We start from the raw sequence: 18,157 nt of genomic DNA, 5'->3' as shown, positions 1-18,157 counted from the left end.
GCAGAAATCCAACCGTCAGTTGGCAACGAGCGTTCGCGAAATGCGAAGACTCGGGGATTTTGGGCGTTCTTTAAATCGCTATCGCGGGCAAGCCCGGCTCCCACAGGGGATCGATTTTTCCCCAAACATCTCGGTCAACTGTGGGAGCAGGGCTTGCCCGCGATGAGGCCTGCAGCGTTTCGCTCAGCCCTGCTCCCGACGCAAATAATCGAACAACAACCGACTCACCGGCGACAACTGCGCCTCATCACGCACCACCAGAATCAGGCTGCGGTCCGACCACGCATCGGTCAGCGGTACCGCATGCAACCCCAACGCCCGACCAAACAGCTCGTAGGCTTTTTGCGGCAGGATGCCGATGCCCATGTTGGCCTGGACCATCCGGCACATCGCGTCAAAGCCCGGCACGTGGATCCGCAGGCGCAGCACCTTGCCCGCCTCCCGCGCGGCTGCGTGGGTCCGCATGTTGATCGAACTGGCGGAATGCAGGCCCACGTAGTCGCTGTCCAGGGTCTCGACGAAAGCCAGTGCCTTGCGCGCCGCCAACGGGTGATCCGCCGGCATCAGCACCACCAGTTTGTCCCGCCGATAGGTCACGCCCGGCAGGCCTTTGGTATCGGTGTCGCTGGAACAGATGCCCAAGTCCGCGACACCATCGAGCACGCCCTGGACCACGCCATTGCTGGGCCGCTCTTCCAGGTCGGCTTTCACCTGTGGGTGCAGCGCGGAAAAGTCGCGCAAGTCTTCAGGCAGGAACTGAATGATCGCCGAAAGATTCGCCAGCATCCGCACATAACCACGCACGCCATGGCTGTGTTCGCCCAGCTCCAGGCCCATCTTCTCGACGTTGAACAGCATCTGCCGCGCATGGTGCAACAAGGTCTCGCCGGCGGCCGTGAGTTGCATGCCCTTGGCCTGACGCACAAACAGGCTCACGCCCAGCACCTGTTCCAGCTCCATCAAGCGCTTGCTGGCCGCCGAGACGGCGATGGCTTCACGGGCGGCGGCACGGGTCAGCGTGCCTTCTTCATGCACCGCCACAAACAGTTGCAGGGTGATCAAGTCCAGGCGGCGAACCAGGCTTTTGTGCAGCATCTAGGCGCGCTCGGTGGCCAGGCGATTGATGTCGGCCTGCTCCACCACCGGCAGAGGTGCGCCGTGACGGACAGCCGAGAGCATCGCCCGGCCGACGGTTTCCGTGCTCACCACCCAGGCCGGCCGCACATGGCGCAGCAACGACAACAGCGGGCCGGTGACGGTGTAGAGGGATTGGTAGAGCGGGGTTTTCGAACGCACACCGTGCAGCGGCTGAATCACCCCGGGACGGAACAGGTACACCGCCTTGAACGGCAGGCGCAGCAAGGCGTTCTCGGTCTTGCCCTTGATCCGCGCCCACATGGTTTTACCGGTTTCGCTGCTGTCGGTACCGGCGCCGGACACGTAGATAAAGGTCATCTGCGGATTGAGCCGGGCCAGGGTGCTGGCGGCCACCAGGGTCAGGTCGTAGCTCAAGTGAGTGTACTTGGCCTCATCCATACCCACCGAGGACACGCCCAGGCAAAAGAAGCAGGCATCGAAGCCTTGCAGCAGATGCTCAAGGGGCTGGAAGTCGAACATGTCGGCATGCAGCACCTGGTGCAACTTGCCGTGTTCCTGGGTCAGCGCGGTACGGCCGACGGCCACCACTTCCTGCACGTCACTGGCCAGCAGGCACTCGCGCAACACGCCCTGGCCGACCATGCCGGTGGCGCCGAATAATAGAACTCTCATAAGGTTGGTTCCTAAGCGACAAGCGGTTAGCTTCAGGCGGCTAGTTAGAGACAAACACACTAGCAGCTTGTAGCTTGCGGCTTGCAGCTTACTGCTCAACAGGATCTTTTGCCCCTTGAAAAGCACCACCACCCTTGCCATCGCCTGCAGCGCGGCCTTTCTGTCCCAGGTTGGCATCAGCAGTTACCTACCCGCCGTACCGGCGATTGCCCACGCATTGCCTGCTGCCGAGGACCAGGTGGCACTGGCCTTGGCGGTGTATTTGATCGGCATGGCGCTGCCGATGCTGCTCTGGGGCAGCCTCGGTGAGCGGCTGGGCAGAAAACCGGTGCTGCTGGCAGCGTTGGCGCTGTATGCCCTGGCCAGTGCGGCGATTCCGTCTGCCTACAACCTCGAATCCTTTCTTGGCCTGCGGCTGGTTCAAGGCCTCGGCGCGGGCGGTGTGTCGGTGATGGCGCGGGTGCTGGTTCGCGACAGTTTCAGCGGTGCGCTGTTGGCCAAGGGGCTGTCGTGGCTGGGCATGACGTTCGTGATCGCGTTGGGCATCGGGCAGTTTGTGGGCTCGCTGTTGCAGGTGGCGTTTGGCTGGGAAGCAATCTTTTATGGGCTGGCAATGGCGGCTGCCGGCTTGATGATTGCGCTGCAACGGGTGGTGTTTCCGACACTGGAAAAAGCCGCCGGGCACGTCTCGGCCTGGCGCATCTACGGCACGATCCTGCGCCATCCAGCGTTTCTGCGTCCTGCATTGGCGGGCGGTTTGGGTTACGGGGTGATCATCGCCTTCAACACCTGCGCACCCTTGATCTTGCAGGGCCATTTCCAGTGGAGCGCGGCGCAATATGGCTGGCTCGGCTGGCCGATCAGCGGGGCGTATCTGGCGGGGGCGTTGATGGTCAATCGCCTGGTCGCCCGCACCGGGCGCCTGTCGATGATGAGTTGGGGCGTGGCGTTGGTGATGTGCGGCAGCGCAACGATGTTGCTGGGCAGCCTGTTTGCCAATGGCCTGGCGATTCTATTGTGGTTGCCTTACTGCCTGGCGGTGTTCGGGCAGTCGATGAGTTATCCCATCAGCCTGTCGCTGGCCAATGATGAGTCGCCGGTGAGCGGCTCCTACGCCATGGCCTTGAGCGGCTTTATGCATCAGTTGATGGCCGCGGTGATCGGTGGTGTGGCCAGCCTGCTGGCGAGTCAGCAGGCCTGGCCGTTGGCGGTGTTGTGCGGGGTGCTGGCGGGCGGCGCACTGCTGAACGTCGCCCTGATCAGAGCCGATCAAAACGCGCTGCGAAAGATCTCCTCAATCTGACGCTGATCCGCCCGCCGTGGATTGGTCAGGCCGCAGGCATCCTTCAGGGCGTTGCTCGCCAGCAGCGGGATGTCCTGCAACTTGGCGCCCAACTCCCGCAGCCCGGCAGGAATTTCCACATCCTGGGACAGGCTGCGAATCGCCGCGATGGCCGCCTGGGCGCCCTCTTCCGCCGACGTACCCTTGATGTCGGCACCCAACGCCCGGGCCACATGGCTGAGGCGTTCGGCGCTGACGCTGGCGTTGAAGCTTTGCACGTGGGGCAACAGCACCGCATTGCACACGCCGTGTGGCAAGTCGTAAAGGCCGCCCAACTGGTGAGCCATGGCGTGCACGAACCCCAGGGACGCATTGTTGAAGGCCATGCCGGCGAGGAACTGCGCATAGGCCATATTCTCCCGGGCGGCCATGTCTTTACCGTCGCGCACTGCAATGCGCAGGTTGGCGCTGATCAGCTCGATGGCCTTGATCGCGCACGCATCGGTGATCGGGTTGGCGGCCGTAGAGACGTAGGCTTCGATTGCGTGGGTGAGCGCGTCCATGCCAGTGGCGGCGGTCAGGCCCTTGGGCATGCCGACCATCAGCGCCGGGTCGTTGACTGACAGCAGCGGCGTGACATTGCGGTCGACGATGGCCATTTTCACGTGACGGGTTTCGTCGGTGATGATGCAGAAGCGGGTCATTTCGCTGGCGGTGCCGGCGGTGGTGTTGATGGCCACCAGCGGCAGTTGCGGCTTGGCCGACTGGTCGACGCCTTCGTAATCCCCAATGTGCCCGCCGTTGGTCGCACACAGGGCAATGCCCTTGGCGCAGTCATGGGGCGAACCGCCACCCAGGGACACCACGAAATCACAGGCACTCTGTTTCAGCAGGGCCAGGCCTTTTTCAACGTTCTCGACATTCGGGTTGGGCTTGGCGCCGTCGTAGATCACCGAGTCGATGTCCTGCATCGCGAGTTTTTCGGCGATCATGCTGGCAACACCTGCCTTGGCCATCCCGGCGTCGGTAACGATCAGCGCCTTGCGGAAACCGTAGTTGCGAATGGCGGTCATGGCTTCGTCGAGGCAGTCGATACCCATGATGTTGACGGCGGGAATGAAGAAGGTGCTGCTCATGGTGGCTAATCCTTTAAAGTCGTTATGCCTACAGCATCGACCTCGATTGCCTGCGGCATCTTGACCAGGATCAACGCCCGCTCGTGATAAAGTCACCGCCCAGCCGATTTTGAGTAGACCCGCCGCAATGAAGGATTCCCAGGATTTTGATGCCCACCTAGAAGACTGGAACGCCTTGCGCAGCAGTACCGCCTTCAGCGGGATCCTGATCGGCAACGGCGCCAGCCGCGCAGTGTGGGAAGACTTTGCCTACGACTCACTGTTCGAAAACGCCCGCACCGTGGAAGAAAAACCCCTGAGCCAGTCTGAACTCAGCGTGTTTGACGCGATGCAGACCCGCAGCTTCGAACAGGTGCTGGGGGCGCTGAAGACCACCAGCCGGGTCAACAAGGCCCTGGCGGTCAGCTCGGCCGCGCCGCGTAATCGGTACTACGCGATCAAGGAAGCGCTGATCAACACGATCCACAGCGTGCACATCCCGTGGCGCCTGGTGAAGCCTTCGACGCTGGCGACGATTCATCAGGAATTGGCGAGTTACCCGACGGTGTTTACCAGCAATTACGACTTGCTCAACTACTGGGCGATCCTGCAGGCGCCGGGCATCGATGATCTGTTTCGCAGTGCCGATGCGAGCTTTGACCTGCGCAATACCGTGACCGACAGAACGCGCATTTTGTATTTGCATGGTGGTTTGCACTTGGTGCGTAACCTTGATGGTACGGCGCGTAAATTGCCGACCACTGACAGCACGTTGCTTAGCAGTTTTGCGATCAACAATACGATCAAGACGCTGGATGATGTGCCGTTGTTTGTCAGCGAGGGGAAGGTTGAGGAGAAGCTGAAGACGATTCGCAGTTCTGACTATTTGTCGTTCTGTTATGAGCAGTTGTTGAGACATGAGGGTGGGCTTTGCATTTTCGGGCATCACCTCGGCGCGCAGGATGTGCATCTTGTGCAGGCGATTCGGCAGGCGAACGTCAGCACTTTGGCGATTTCGGTGTTTGGTCGTAGCGCGGGGTTTATCCAGCAGCAGAAGCGGCGTTTTTCGGAGCTGTTTGAGGGGATGGATGTGGCGTTGCGGTTTTTTGATGCGCGTAGTCATGCGCTTGGCACGCCGGGGCTTTCGGTGCCGGTGGAGCGGTGATGGAGGGTGGGGGTTGTGTACATATCCGTTATTTAGGTGATGGCTACTTAGGGTTTCGCTCTTACAGCGAGTCACTTTGCAAAAGCGGCAAAGTAACCAAAACGCTCTGCCCCGCCTGTCGGCACCTCGCCTAGGCTCGGTGTTCCCTCACTCCGGCATTGCTCCGCGGGCCGCCGCGACGGCCCGTCCCTGGCCCGTCGCGGCTAAACCGGCGTCCTGCCGGTTTACCCGCTCCTCAATCCCTGCGTTCGGCCTCGGGCTTATTGGGGCAGTCAGATCAAGATCAAAAGCAAGAGCACAGCGGCCTACAGGCCGGCTTGAGTGGTAGAAGCCAGATCAAAAGCGAAAGCCAAATCTGAAGCCGGTGTAGCTCTGCTTTTCTGTGGGAGCTGGCTTGCCTGCGATGCAGACAACTCGGTTTTTCAGGTATACCGAGGCGATGCCATCGCAGGCAAGCCAGCTCCTACAGGGGATCGTGCCCGCTTTAGATTTTGATTTTGCTTTTGCTTCACACCACTCAAGCCGGCCTGTAGGCCGCTGTGCTGTTGATCTGCTTTTGATCTTGATCTTAGGCGCCCCGTTAAACCACGCTGGCCGAACGCAGGCTTTGGAGCGTGGGTAACCCGGCAGGACGCCGGGTTAGCCGCGCTGGGCCAAGGATGGCCCATCGCGGCGGCCCACGGTCCAAAGCCGGAGTGAGCAACCGTGTCGAAATTCAAGCCATTTCAGCGAAATGCTTTTGATCGCGCACCATCGCATTCAGGATCGTCAGCAACTTTCTCATGCATGCCACCAGCGCTACCTTCTTCGTCTTCCCTGCAGCAAGTAGATGGTTGTAAAACCTCTCGATCACCGGGTTATGGCTCTTCGAGGACAAGACAGCCATGTAAAGGACACTTCGCACCTCAGCTCGACCACCCCATATCCGTCTACGTCCTTTGTAGAGGCCGCTATCGCAGTTAAAAGGGGCCACACCAACCAATGCAGCCACTTGTTTGCGATTAACCTTGCCCAGCTCCGGAACCATTGCCAGCAGCGAAAGTGCGAGCACATTGCCAACGCCCGATACCTCGCGCAGCAAATCATAATTGGCCTTCCAAGCCGGCGAAGCTTTGATCGCTTCGTGCAAGTCATCGTCTGTGCTTTTAAGGCGCTTTTGAAGCCAGACGATATGTGCCTTGATGTCCCGTCGAAGTGCCTTGAATACCGCCTGTTTCAGTCGAGACTCTTCCGCCACGATCATATCGATGAGCTGACGGCGTCGAGTCAGTAGATCCGCCAGTTCACGAGCGTGTTCATCTGGCATCTCCCGAATCTCGGGTTTGACCGCCTGGGCAAACTCCGCAATTACCTGGGCATCCAGAGCGTCGGTTTTCGCCAACCTACCGGTCGCCTTGGCGAAATCACGAACCTGACGGGGATTGACAACAACAACGGGTAATCCAGCAGCACAAAGCTCGGCAGCGGCAAGCCGCTCATATCCACCAGTCGCTTCCAGCACCACCAAAACCGGCTCCTGAGCCTTGAGATGTTTAGCTAAACGCTGGATATCTTCTTGAGTATTGGAAAACTGTTCGACTTGGCCAGTAGTGCTGACGAATGAGTCGAGCTTGTTTTTGGAAACATCAATTCCGACGAACGCAGAGTTATGGTCCATAGCGTTTTCCTCACGTCCAACCTTGCAGAATCGGGCTTTGCGCCCAGGCAACCGTTCGGACTAGTTTAGGAAGGAACCTGCTCCGACCCATGCTCACTCACGATCTCGAAATCAGAGGGCACTACGGTCTGAAGCAGGTGAAAACAATCTTACAAGGGCACACCGAGCCCAAGCGAGGTGCCGAGTGGTGGGGCAAGAGCCTTTTGGTTACTTTTGGGCTCCTTTCAAAAGTGACCCGCTGTAAGAGCGGAACCCATCGAAGCCATCACCCAAATAATGGATATGTACCCAAACCCAAAATCACTCGTCGCTGCTGTGCACCACCACCAAAAGCTGCGCCTGAACCTCCCCCACCGACCGAATCCGGTGAGGTTTCTGCGCATTGAAATGCAGCGCATCCCCACGGTTCAACACCACCCGCTCACTCATGAAATCCACCTCTACCTGGCCTTCATGCACAAACAAAAACTCTTCCCCCAAATGCTCCTTGAAGGTCTTGTCAGTGAACTCCGCCGGCGGATAAATGATGAACGGCAGCAGGCTGCGCTCACTGACCTGATGGGCCAGCACCGCATACCCCGGTGACGCATCGGTGCCCGACAAGGCCTGCCGCTCATGGCTGCGCACCAGGCTGTAGCTGTCGAGGCTGACGTTGTCTTCGCTGAACAGCTCTTCGACCTTCACGTTCAACGCCTTGGCCAGTTTCAGCGCCGCCGCAATCGACGGCGTATTCAGCCCGCGCTCGACTTTCGACAGGTAACTCTTGGTCATCCCGGATTTTTCCGCGAGCGACTCCAGGGTCACGCCAAGTTTTTTTCTCAGTATTTTCAAACGGATAGACATGTGCAGCGGTTAATCCATTAAAGAGGCGATGATGAATGCTTGCCAATGACACTTTGTGTCATATAGTCTCTTTCGTGTCATTTGCGACGAACAAGGACACTGATATGGCCAAGACATTAGCACTCCCGAAAGACCAACTGGTCAAGCAAGCACTGACCCAGATGCAAAGCACCCTGGCGGATAATACGTGGACCGACCGGCAAAAGCTGGCGCTCACCTGCCGGATCCTGTTCGAAAACGGTCACGACTCCGGCCTCGCCGGGCAGATCACCGCACGCGGCCCGACACCAGGCACTTACTACACCCAGCAACTGGGCCTGGGTTTCGATGAAATCACCGCCAGCAACCTGTTGCTGGTCAACGAAGACCTAGAGGTGTTGGAAGGCCATGGCATGCCCAACCCGGCCAACCGTTTTCACAGCTGGGTATACCGCGGTCGCCCGGACGTGAACTGCATCATCCACACTCACCCGACTCACATCGCTGCGTTGTCGATGCTCGAAGTGCCGCTGCAGGTTTCCCACATGGACCTGTGCCCGCTGTACGAAGACTGCGCCTTCCTGGAGGCCTGGCCCGGTGTGCCAGTGGGTAACGAAGAAGGCGAAATCATCACCGCCGCCCTGGGCGCCAAGCGCGCCATCCTGCTGTCCCACCACGGTCAATTGTCCACCGGGGCGAGCATCGAGGAAGCCTGTGTCATCGCGCAGTTGATTGAGCGCGCGGCGAAATTGCAGCTGCTGGCGATGGCCGCCGGCACGATCAAGCCGATCCTGCCGGAACTTGGCCGCGAAGCCCATGACTGGATTTCCAAGCCCAAGCGCCATGGCGCCGCGTTCAACTACTACGCTCGGCAGAACCTGCGTCAACACGCCGATTGCCTGAACTGAACCCCTTTTTCGACCGGAGACTTTTCCATGTCCAGCCCTTCTATTCACGGCATTATCGGCTACACCATCACCCCGTTCAGTGCAGACGGCCAGCACCTTGACCTGGACGCCCTCGGGCGCTCCATCGACCGCTTGATCGACAGCGGCGTGCACGCCATCGCACCGTTGGGCAGCACCGGCGAAGGCGCCTACCTCAGCGATGCGGAGTGGGACGACGTCGCCGCCTACAGCCTCCAGAAGGTCGGCAAGCGCGTGCCGACCATCGTCAGCGTCTCCGACCTGACCACCGCCAAGGCCGTGCGCCGCGCGCGGTTTGCCGAAAGCCACGGTGCAGACGTGGTGATGGTGTTGCCGGCCTCGTACTGGAAGCTCAGCGAGGCGGAAATCCTCGCCCACTATGCGGCCATCGGTGACAGCATCGGCGTGCCGATCATGCTCTACAACAACCCGGCCACCAGCGGTACAGACCTGTCGGTGGACTTGATCATGCGCATCGTCGAAAGCGTCGACAATGTGACCATGGTCAAGGAAAGCACCGGGGATATTCAGCGCATGCACCAGCTGTATCGGCGCAGCGAGGGCCAGTTGCCGTTCTACAACGGCTGCAATCCGCTGGCACTGGAAGCGTTTGCGGCGGGCGCGAAGGGCTGGTGCACGGCAGCGCCAAACCTGATTCCACAGCTCAATCTGGATCTGTATGGAGCCGTTTTGGCCAATGACCTGAAGAAAGCGCGGGAGCTGTTTTATCGCCAGTTGCCGTTGCTGGACTTCATCCTCAAAGGCGGCTTGCCGGCGACGATCAAGGCCGGTTTGCGGCTCACGGGGCTGGAGTGCGGGGACCCACGCCTGCCAGTGTTCCCGCTGGGTGAGGCTGGCCGGGTTCAGCTTCAAGAGCTACTGACCACATTGCGGTGAACCCCCTGTAGGAGCTGGCTTGCCTGCGATGGCATCACCTCGGTATTTCTGACAAACCGAGGTGCCTGCATCGCAGGCAAGCCTGCTCCCACACTGATGCGTGTATTTCGATAGAGACAAATGACAATAATTCTCGATATCATTCGCGACTTTTCTACGTCGTGCTTCGTCAAGAAGGATATCCATGTCTCGTCCCAAGCCCGACCCGCTGTCGGCCGATGCCTTTCGCGGGTTTTATGCAGATATCCTGCATTTCCTGCGCAAACGCACGGACAACGCCAGCGACGCGGCAGACATGACCCAGGATGTCTTCACCCAATGGCTGGACTACCGCGACCGGGCTCAGGTCGAGCAGCCACGGGCGTTTCTGTTCCAGATGGCGCGCAACCTGCTGCGCGATCACTGGCGCAAACAGAAGGTGCGGCACACCGTCCACCAGCAACAGGCCGAACTGGATGCCGAGTCTGTCAGCGACCCGCGAGACGATCCCATGGCCGCCGCGCAACGCCTGCAACGCCTGGAACAGTTGAAAGAAGTCCTCGCTGAACTCTCGCCCAGAAGGCGAGAAGCCCTTATGCTGCACCGCTTCGAAGGCCTGAGCCAGGCCCAGATCGCCGAGCGCATGGGAGTTTCGGTCAGCATGGTGGAAAAGCACATCGCCTTTGCCCTGCTGCATTGCAAGCAGCGACTTCAACAAGAACACGGCAAGGAGCAGCCAGAATGAACCGCCTGAGCGACATCGACACCTGTGACATCGAGGCCAGCGACTCGATCGATGCCCAGGCCGCCAGCTGGTTTGCGCGCAACCGCAATGACACGGCGCGCGCCGACCGCAAGGCGTTTGCCGCCTGGCAGTCCGAGCCGGCCCATGCCCGCGCCTATGCCGAGTTCGAACAGCTGTGGGCCGACCTTGCCCAGTTGCAGCAACTGAACAAACCGACACCGCTGCCCGTGCGCAAGACACCCGTGTGGCGCCCCGCCCTGGCGGTGGCTGCCGCGTTGGTGTGTGCCGTGCTGGCAAGCAACATCGGCGCCCCGCGGGAGCTGTTCCACACCCAGGTCGCGGCCCATGCCAAAGGCATGCGCACCCTGCATCTGCCCGACGGCAGCACGCTGTACGTCAACGCCAACACGCGCTTGCGGGTCGACTTCAACAGTCACCAGCGCATCGTGCACCTGGATCAGGGCCAGTTGTATATCGAGGTGGCCGCCGACAAGGAACGGCCGCTGTTCGTGCAGGCCGGCGAAGCCAATGTGCGGGTGGTAGGCACCGGCTTCGACGTGCGGCGCAGCAAGCAGCAGCTGGTGGTCAGTGTGGCCCACGGCCAAGTGGCGTTCGACGCCGATGCCAAGGTGCCCGCCCTGTTGCTCGGCGCCCAGCAGCGCGCCACGTTCAGTTATGCCAAGGGCACCGTGCAGCAACAAACCCTCACCGCCGGCGAGGTTGCCGATTGGCGCGGCGGGCATGTGTCGTTTCGTAATCGCGAGCTGGCCAGTTTGATGGACGAGTTGAGCCTGTACCGGCCCCAGGCGCCGTTGCTGGTGGACAGCGCGGTGGCGCAGTTGAAGGTCTCGGGCAACCTGGATGTGAATGATCCAGACGCTCTGCTCAACGCGCTGCCGGCCCTGTTGCCGGTGAAAACCGTGGCGTTGGCAGACGGCAATATCAGGATCGAACCGCGCAAATAACCTCGCGAAATTCTTGTTTGAGAATATTTTGCATTCGCATGTGAGGATTATTTTTCCTGCCGCGTCTTCCTCGGGTCTGTGTTTGATACGCACACCTTTTTGGCCATTTGGCTACTCCGGGGGATTTCATGTTTCGCGCGCCTTGCCACGTTCAGCACCTGTTTATTCGACCCACCGCCATTGCCGCCTGCCTGGCCTTCAGCCTGAGTGCCCAGGCCGAGTCGTTCAAGCTGCAACTGCCGGCCCAGTCCCTGGCCACGTCCCTGAGCCAGGTGGCGCAGCAAGCGAAAATCCAGCTGCTGTTCGATGAAACGCTGCTGAAAAATGTCCAGGCGCCGGCCCTCAACGGCGACTTCACACCGGAAGTGGCGATTCGCACCCTGCTCAAGGACGGCGAGTTCGTGTTGCTCAAGGTCGGGAGCACCTACGTGGTACGGCCCGAAGAAGGCAAGACCACCAACAGCAGCGCGATCCAGCTGGAAGCCCTGAGCGTGATCGGCACCGGCAACGAGGTCGACTCCACCACCGTCGGCCGCTCCACCCTGAGCCAGGCTGACATCGACCGTTACCAGTCCAATAATATCCCCAGCCTGCTGCAAACCTTGCCCGGTATCAGCCAGGGCGGCTCGCTGAAGCCCGGCGGCCAGACCATCAATATCCGCGGTTTCGGCGACGCCGAAGACGTGCCGCTGACCGTCGATGGCGCCACCAAAAGCGGGTTTGAGCGCTACCAGCAGGGCACGGTGTTTATCGAGCCCGAACTGATCAAGAGCATCGAAGTGGAGAAAGGCCCCAACTCGCCCTTCAGCGGCAACGGCGGCTTTGGCGGTACGGTCAACATGACCACCAAGGATGCCCCGGACCTGCTCAAGGACGGGCGCAACAGCGGCGCCATGCTCAAGTACGGTTACTCCAGCAACGACCATGAGCAGGTCTATAGCAGCGCAGTTTACGGGCGTACCGATGACGGCCGCTTCGACGCCCTCGCCTACCTGACCCAGCGCGACGGCGGCGACATGAAGCTGGCCGCCACCCTGCCCAACGACAACAACCAGTACCCGATCAACCCCAAGCGCCTGCCCAACAGCGCGCAGAATGTGGACGGCAAACTGTTCAAGGTGAACGCCCACTTCACCGACGAGCACAGCCTGGGCCTGTCGTATTCACGCTCCAACAGCCAGCGCTGGACGCCCTTCTCCGCCGCCAGCTACCCGACGCCACCCACCCAGGCCAACATCGACCGCTATGGCTACGAAGCCGCGCTGAAACGCTTCCTGGCCAACCGCAACACCGTCGACACCACTTGGAGCAGCAAGTACGAATACCAGCCGATGAATAACCCGCTGGTGGACTTGACCATCAAGTATTCCGAGTCCAACACCGACCAGACCGACGAGCGTGACGCCACGGCGTTTTTCCAGCTGGCCACCGGCGGGCGCAAGATGGACACCTCCTACAACGACAAGAACCTCGACGTACGCAACGTCAGCCTGTTTTCAACCGGCCAGTTGCAGCACGCGGTGACCACCGGGGTGCAGATCCGCAAGCACACCCGGGAAACCGAAATGTGGATGCCCGGCGCCACCTACAACACCCCCAAATACAACTACGGGCACTTCCAGCCGGGCTTCATGCCCCATGGCAAGGTCGATACCAACAGTTTCTTTATCCAGGACGCGGTGACGCTGGGCGATGTCACCATCACCCCGTCGATGCGCTATGACCATGTGCGCAACCGCGGCGAAGCCAACGACGCGCCGTACTACAGCAGCCCGGACCCGGCCATCGGCCACGACTACAGCGACCGTACCTACACCGGTTGGTCGCCCCGCCTCGCGGCGTACTGGACCATCACCCCGAACGTGGCGATGTTTGCCAACTGGAGCCGCACCTGGCGCGCCCCGGTGATCGACGAACAGTATGAAGTGCAGGGCCTGGGCAGCCGCACCGCCACCAGCCTCGACCTGGATCCGGAGCGCATCACCTCGATCACCCTGGGTAACGTCACGAGCTTCGCCGACGTGTTCACCCACGGCGACAACCTGCAACTGCGTACCACGTTGTTCCACAACAAGGTCGAGGACGAGATCTTCAAGAACACGGGTGTGGGCTGCCAGAATCAGGCGCTCAACGGCGGGACGATTTCCAGCGCCTGCCCACCGGGAGCGATGTCCAACTACCGCAACATCGGCGGCATGACCATCAAGGGTTTCGAGGCCGAGAGTTTCTATGACTCCACCTACGTGTTCGGCTCTGTGTCCTTCGCCTACACCACCGGCAAACACGAAGGTGCCTACACCAACCCATGGGGGCCGGACGTCTGGGCGCGGGATATTCCGCCGACCAAATGGGTGATCGTGCTCGGCACCAAGATCCCGAGCCTGGATGCGCAGGTGGGCTGGCAAGGGCAATTCATCGGCGCCACCAGCCGTTTGCCGAGCGACAAGTACTCCGGCGGCCCGGGCACCAGCATCGGCGACCTGTTCTACGATCAGTACGGCAACAAGCGCTACAACACCCAGGGCCTGTTCGCCAGCTGGAAGCCGCAACAGGCTTATCTGAAGGGCACCGAGGTCAACTTCACCGTGGACAACCTGTTCAACAACAACTTCCGCCCGGCCCTGAGCGGCGACCGCGCCTATACCAAGGGCCGCGATGCGAAGATCAGCGTGACGCGGTTCTTCTGACCCTTCACCAGCATTCGGCTTGGAAACCCGATCAGTGTGGGAGCTGGCTTGCTGTGGCGAGCGGGCTTGCCCCGCGTTGGGCTGCGAAGCAGCCCCATCAATCTGTGGTGAACCCGACGGGGGACAAGCCCCCTCACCACAGCAAGCCCGCTCCCACATTTAGATCTTCTGCGCGCCACCTCGTGTATTAACCAGGCTGAGCTCTGGCGCATGAACCCGCTGCCGACTCAAATACCGCGTACAACTCACCCGCAAAAACGAAGCGAAATTCACCACTTCGCCGCGATAATCCATCACTTCCTCATACAACTTGGCGATCAGCTGATTGGTGGTCATGCCATCCACCTCGGCGATTTCGCTGAGGATGTCCCAGAACTGGTTTTCCAGGCGCACGGTGGTCACCACGCCACAGATGCGCAGGGAGCGCGAGCGGGACTCGTACAGAATCGGGTCGGCCTTGACGTACAGCTCGCACATGGCGATGACCTCCGGTTTACAGGGTAATTCTGGTGCCCAGCAGGCCGAGGAAACCCGCCAGCCAGCTTGGGTGCGCCGGCCACGCCGGGGCTGTTACCAGATTGCCTTGAACGTGGCTGTCGGTCACCGGGATATCGATGAACGTACCACCCGCCAATCGCACTTCAGGCCCGCACGCAGGATAGGCACTGCACTCACGGCCTTCCAGGATGCCGGCGGCCGCCAGCAGTTGCGCGCCGTGGCACACCGCAGCGATGGGCTTGCCAGCCTGGTCGAATGCCTTCACCAGTTGCAGCACTTTTTCGTTCAGGCGCAGGTACTCGGGGGCACGGCCACCGGGCACCAGCAGCGCGTCGTAGTCGGCGGCGTCGACCTTGGCGAAGTCGGCATTCAAGGCGAACAGGTGCCCGGGCTTTTCGCTGTAGGTCTGGTCGCCTTCGAAGTCGTGGATCGCCGTGCGCACGGTCTGGCCGGCGGTCTTGTCCGGGCACACGGCGTGCACGGTATGCCCCACCATCAACAGCGCCTGGAACGGCACCATCACTTCATAGTCTTCGACGTAATCGCCGACCAGCATCAGGATTTTTTTCGCAGCCATGGGGCATTCCTCCGGTTGAACGGTTGGGCAGACAAGAGTAGCCAAGATAGACCTGTGCCGCCGGGCCGGGTAATGGCCCGCTACTACAACTGTACGGATAAATCCGCACCCAGCTGTAGGCCCGCGTTTTTCGGGCTTTGTGGCTAGATGAACGTCCACTTCCGGCCCATTCGATCCTGGTTCCTTCCATGAGCTCCCGCGAAAATACCGGCATGGCCCTCGGCCTGCTGGGCGTCATCATCTTCAGCCTCACCCTGCCCTTCACCCGTATCGTGGTGCAGGAAATCCACCCGCTGCTCAATGGCCTGGGCCGGGCGTTGTTTGCGGCGGTGCCGGCGGCGGCGTTGTTGCTGTGGCGCCGTGAGCGCTGGCCCACCTGGCGCCAGGTGCGCGGGCTGACGCTGGTGATTGCCGGGGTGATCCTGGGTTTCCCGGTGCTGTCGGCCTGGGCCATGCAAACCTTGCCGGCGTCCCATGGTGCGCTGGTCAACGGGTTGCAGCCGCTGTGCGTGGCGCTGTATGCGGCGTGGCTGTCCCATGAGCGGCCATCAAAAGCCTTCTGGGCCTGCGCGGCGCTGGGCAGCGCGCTGGTGCTGAGTTATGCGTTGATTACTGGGGCCGGCAGTATCCAGGCGGGCGACCTGTTGATGCTCGGGGCGATTGCCGTGGGCGGGCTGGGTTATGCCGAAGGCGGCCGGTTGGCCAAGGAGATGGGCGGCTGGCAGGTGATCTGCTGGGCGCTGGTGCTGTCAACGCCGGTGTTGATCGGGCCGGTGGCCTACTTGGCGCTGCAACACCAAGGACCGATTTCCATGGGCACCTGGTGGGCGTTCGGCTATGTCTCGCTGTTTTCGCAGTTCCTGGGATTCTTTGCGTGGTACGCCGGGCTGGCCATGGGCGGCATTGCCCGGGTCAGCCAGATTCAGCTGCTGCAGATCTTTTTCACCATCGCGTTTTCGGCGCTGTTTTTTGGTGAGCACATCGAGCCGATTACCTGGCTGTTTGCCTGTGGGGTGATTGTGACGGTGATGCTGGGGCGCAAGACCAGTGTGAAACCTGCCCCAGCTCCCAAGGCCAGCGCAGTCTAACTGTAGGAGCTGGCTTGCCTGCGATAGCATCACCTCGCTTTACCTGATACACCGAGGTGCCTGCATCGCAGGCAAGCCAGCTCCCACATTTTGGTCAGCGTCGTTCTCAGGCCAGGTAACCGTCCGCCCGCAACAGAGTTTCCAGGCAGTGCTCGGTGATGGTGTAGAACGACTTCAGCTCCTGGATTTTCACCAGCAACTGCGCCGGGTCCACCGGCTCCGCGCGCTTCACGGCAAGAATCATCTTGTTCTTGTTGGTGTGCTCCAACGAGATGAACTCAAACACCTTGGTCTCGTAGCCACAGGCTTCGAGGAACAATGCCCGCAAACTGTCGGTGACCATTTCCGCCTGCTGGCCCAGGTGCAGGCCGTATTGCAGCATCGGCTTGAGCAGCGCCGGGCTCTGGATTTGCAGGCGAATCTGCTTATGGCAGCACGGCGAGCACATGATGATCGACGCGCCGGAGCGGATGCCGGTGTGAATCGCGTAGTCGGTGGCGATGTCGCAGGCATGCAGGGCAATCATCACGTCCAGTTCGCTGGGCGCGACGCTGCGCACATCCCCGCACTTGAACACCAGCCCCGGGTGGTCCAGGCGGGCGGCGGCGTTGTTGCACAGGGTCACCATGTCTTCGCGCAATTCCACGCCGGTCACTTCGCCCTCGGCATTGAGGGTGTTGCGCAGGTAATCGTGGATGGCGAAGGTCAGGTAGCCCTTGCCCGAGCCAAAGTCCGCGACCCGCACCGGCTGGTCCAGCTTCAACGGTGACGTGGTCAGCGCATGGCTGAACACTTCGATGAACTTGTTGATCTGCTTCCACTTGCGCGACATCGCCGGGATCAGCTCATGCTTGGCGTTGGTCACGCCAAGGTCAGCAAGAAATGGCCGCGTAAGGTCCAGGAAGCGATTCTTCTCGCGGTTGTGCTCCGCAGACGGCGCCTCCCGCAGTTGTTGCGGCTTGCTTTTGAACAGCGAGCTTTTGTTCTTCTTGCTGTATTCCAACTGGGCTTCGTCGGTCACCGAGAGCAGGTGCGCGTTCTTGAACGACGCCGGCAACAGCTCGGCAATCGCCGCCACGCCGTCAGCCAGGGAGAAGTTCTTGGTGATGTCGCGGGACTTGTAGCGGTAAACGAAGGACAGGCAAGGCTGATCCTTGACCGTCAGTTGCTTGATGATCAGCTTCTGCAGGTCAGGCTCAGTGCCGACGTACTTGGCCAGCACCAGCTTGATAAAGGCGTTTTGCTCAAGGCTCGCACTCAGCAGTTCGAGGAACTGCGCGTGATGATCCGGCGCGGGGCTGGCAGGTTTAGCGGTGGCAGACATGAACAAAAACGCCTCGGGCAGGGAATGCCAGGAATTTTACACTACTCCAACACCACCAACCGGTTCGGCAACTCATTGCGTGCGTGGGTCACCGGTACGTGCTCCTTGAGCAGCGCCCCACAGGCTTCAATGCAGCTGATAAACCCGGCCAACGTCTGGCCTTGCTTCACCTGGCGGGTGAAGTCCTTGACGATCACATCCCAACTGCTGTCATCCAGGCGACTGGAAATGCCCTTGTCCACCAGGATTTCCACATACCGCTCCGCCTCGCTGACAAAGATCAGCACCCCGGTACTGCCCAGCGTGTGGTGCAGGTGCTGCTCCAGGAACTGCCGGCGCGCCAGGTTGGACGCACGCCAATGCCGCACAGAACGTGGGATCAGCCGCGTGGTGACCCTGGGCAACCGGAACACCAGGCACAGCACGACAAACGTGCCCCACTGCGCCAGCAGCAAGGTATACATGCTCAACCAGCCCGACACATAGTGAATGATCCCCGGCACCACCAGCGCCAGCAGGCTGGCCCACAACAGCGGAATGTAGGCGTAGTCGTCGGCGCGGGCCGCAAGCACGGTCACCAGTTCGGCGTCGGTCTGTTGCTCGACCCGGGCGATCGCCTCGGCGACCTGGCGTTGCTCGTGTTGACTCAGTAATGCCATG

The 18,157-nt window shown here is 60.8% G+C and carries 17 protein-coding genes; 8 read left to right on the top strand and 9 right to left on the bottom strand.

Features of this window, described 5'->3' with window-relative positions; translation table 11 throughout:
• Nucleotides 1–183: 183 nt before the first annotated feature.
• A complete protein-coding gene (locus HKK54_RS17055; RefSeq protein ID WP_169387290.1) occupies nucleotides 184–1,095 on the bottom strand; it encodes a LysR substrate-binding domain-containing protein in 912 nt (303 codons plus the stop codon).
• Nucleotides 1,096–1,770 carry an NAD(P)H-binding protein gene (locus HKK54_RS17050; RefSeq protein ID WP_169387289.1) on the bottom strand — a complete coding sequence of 225 codons (675 nt, stop codon included), beginning with the start codon at nucleotides 1,768–1,770 and terminating at the stop codon, nucleotides 1,096–1,098.
• A 115-nt stretch (nucleotides 1,771–1,885) separates the two neighbouring features.
• On the opposite strand from HKK54_RS17050, the gene HKK54_RS17045 reads away from it, so the two are divergent.
• Nucleotides 1,886–3,073: an MFS transporter gene (locus tag HKK54_RS17045; protein WP_169387288.1), complete on the top strand. Its 1,188-nt coding sequence runs from the start codon at nucleotides 1,886–1,888 to the stop codon at nucleotides 3,071–3,073.
• On the opposite strand, the gene yiaY is transcribed toward HKK54_RS17045, so the two are convergent.
• Nucleotides 3,040–4,188, bottom strand: a complete 1,149-nt coding sequence (gene yiaY, locus HKK54_RS17040; RefSeq protein ID WP_010176633.1) for an L-threonine dehydrogenase — start codon at nucleotides 4,186–4,188, stop codon at nucleotides 3,040–3,042. The two genes, HKK54_RS17045 and yiaY, sit on opposite strands and share 34 nt — an antisense overlap.
• A 127-nt stretch (nucleotides 4,189–4,315) precedes the next feature.
• Between yiaY and HKK54_RS17035 the strand changes: the two genes are divergently transcribed.
• A complete protein-coding gene (locus HKK54_RS17035; protein WP_169387287.1) occupies nucleotides 4,316–5,332 on the top strand; it encodes a DUF4917 family protein in 1,017 nt (338 codons plus the stop codon).
• A 715-nt stretch (nucleotides 5,333–6,047) separates the two neighbouring features.
• Here the strand turns inward: HKK54_RS17035 and HKK54_RS17030 are convergent.
• Together HKK54_RS17030 and HKK54_RS17025 are read right to left on the bottom strand one after the other, a co-directional pair.
• Nucleotides 6,048–6,989, bottom strand: a complete 942-nt coding sequence (locus tag HKK54_RS17030; protein WP_169386204.1) for an IS110 family transposase — start codon at nucleotides 6,987–6,989, stop codon at nucleotides 6,048–6,050.
• 300 nt (nucleotides 6,990–7,289) lie between these two features.
• Nucleotides 7,290–7,832: a helix-turn-helix domain-containing protein gene (locus HKK54_RS17025; protein WP_010176635.1), complete on the bottom strand. Its 543-nt coding sequence runs from the start codon at nucleotides 7,830–7,832 to the stop codon at nucleotides 7,290–7,292.
• A 104-nt stretch (nucleotides 7,833–7,936) separates the two neighbouring features.
• Here HKK54_RS17025 and HKK54_RS17020 point away from each other — a divergent pair, with 104 nt between their 5' ends.
• The 5 genes from HKK54_RS17020 (at nucleotide 7,937) to HKK54_RS17000 (ending at nucleotide 14,010) form a co-directional block, all read left to right on the top strand.
• The gene (locus HKK54_RS17020) at nucleotides 7,937–8,719 is read left to right on the top strand and encodes an aldolase (protein ID WP_169387286.1); all 783 of its coding nucleotides are present in this window, start codon (nucleotides 7,937–7,939) and stop codon (nucleotides 8,717–8,719) included.
• Between the two features lie 27 nt (nucleotides 8,720–8,746).
• Nucleotides 8,747–9,634: a dihydrodipicolinate synthase family protein gene (locus HKK54_RS17015; protein WP_169387285.1), complete on the top strand. Its 888-nt coding sequence runs from the start codon at nucleotides 8,747–8,749 to the stop codon at nucleotides 9,632–9,634.
• Nucleotides 9,635–9,818: 184 nt separating this feature from the next.
• Nucleotides 9,819–10,358, top strand: a complete 540-nt coding sequence (locus HKK54_RS17010; RefSeq protein WP_010176638.1) for an RNA polymerase sigma factor — start codon at nucleotides 9,819–9,821, stop codon at nucleotides 10,356–10,358.
• Complete coding sequence (locus HKK54_RS17005) at nucleotides 10,355–11,323, top strand: FecR family protein (protein ID WP_010176639.1); 969 nt, start codon at nucleotides 10,355–10,357, stop codon at nucleotides 11,321–11,323. Before HKK54_RS17010 ends, HKK54_RS17005 begins: the two co-directional genes overlap by 4 nt.
• Before the next feature lie 128 nt (nucleotides 11,324–11,451).
• Nucleotides 11,452–14,010 (top strand): TonB-dependent receptor, encoded by a 2,559-nt coding sequence (locus HKK54_RS17000; protein WP_169387284.1) that lies wholly within the window; start codon nucleotides 11,452–11,454, stop codon nucleotides 14,008–14,010.
• A 159-nt stretch (nucleotides 14,011–14,169) separates the two neighbouring features.
• On the opposite strand, the gene HKK54_RS16995 is transcribed toward HKK54_RS17000, so the two are convergent.
• Nucleotides 14,170–14,487 carry a ribbon-helix-helix domain-containing protein gene (locus HKK54_RS16995; protein WP_169387283.1) on the bottom strand — a complete coding sequence of 106 codons (318 nt, stop codon included), beginning with the start codon at nucleotides 14,485–14,487 and terminating at the stop codon, nucleotides 14,170–14,172.
• A gap of 16 nt (nucleotides 14,488–14,503) precedes the next feature.
• A complete protein-coding gene (locus HKK54_RS16990) occupies nucleotides 14,504–15,085 on the bottom strand; it encodes a DJ-1/PfpI family protein (protein WP_010176642.1) in 582 nt (193 codons plus the stop codon).
• 188 nt (nucleotides 15,086–15,273) lie between these two features.
• Between HKK54_RS16990 and HKK54_RS16985 the strand changes: the two genes are divergently transcribed.
• Entirely contained in the window at nucleotides 15,274–16,173 is a 900-nt protein-coding gene (locus HKK54_RS16985; RefSeq protein ID WP_169387282.1) for a DMT family transporter, read from the top strand.
• A 106-nt stretch (nucleotides 16,174–16,279) separates the two neighbouring features.
• Here the strand turns inward: HKK54_RS16985 and HKK54_RS16980 are convergent, their stop codons facing one another.
• A complete protein-coding gene (locus HKK54_RS16980) occupies nucleotides 16,280–17,497 on the bottom strand; it encodes a class I SAM-dependent methyltransferase (RefSeq protein ID WP_169387281.1) in 1,218 nt (405 codons plus the stop codon).
• 41 nt (nucleotides 17,498–17,538) lie between these two features.
• Nucleotides 17,539–18,156 (bottom strand): TPM domain-containing protein, encoded by a 618-nt coding sequence (locus HKK54_RS16975; RefSeq protein ID WP_010176645.1) that lies wholly within the window; start codon nucleotides 18,154–18,156, stop codon nucleotides 17,539–17,541.
• Between the last annotated feature and the right edge of the window lies 1 nt (nucleotide 18,157).

Source organism: Pseudomonas sp. ADAK13, assembly GCF_012935715.1.
In the GTDB taxonomy this organism is placed as follows: Bacteria; Pseudomonadota; Gammaproteobacteria; order Pseudomonadales; family Pseudomonadaceae; genus Aquipseudomonas.
The sequence above is the reverse complement of the archived record's forward strand: the minus strand, read 5'-3'. Positions and strand labels throughout refer to the sequence as shown.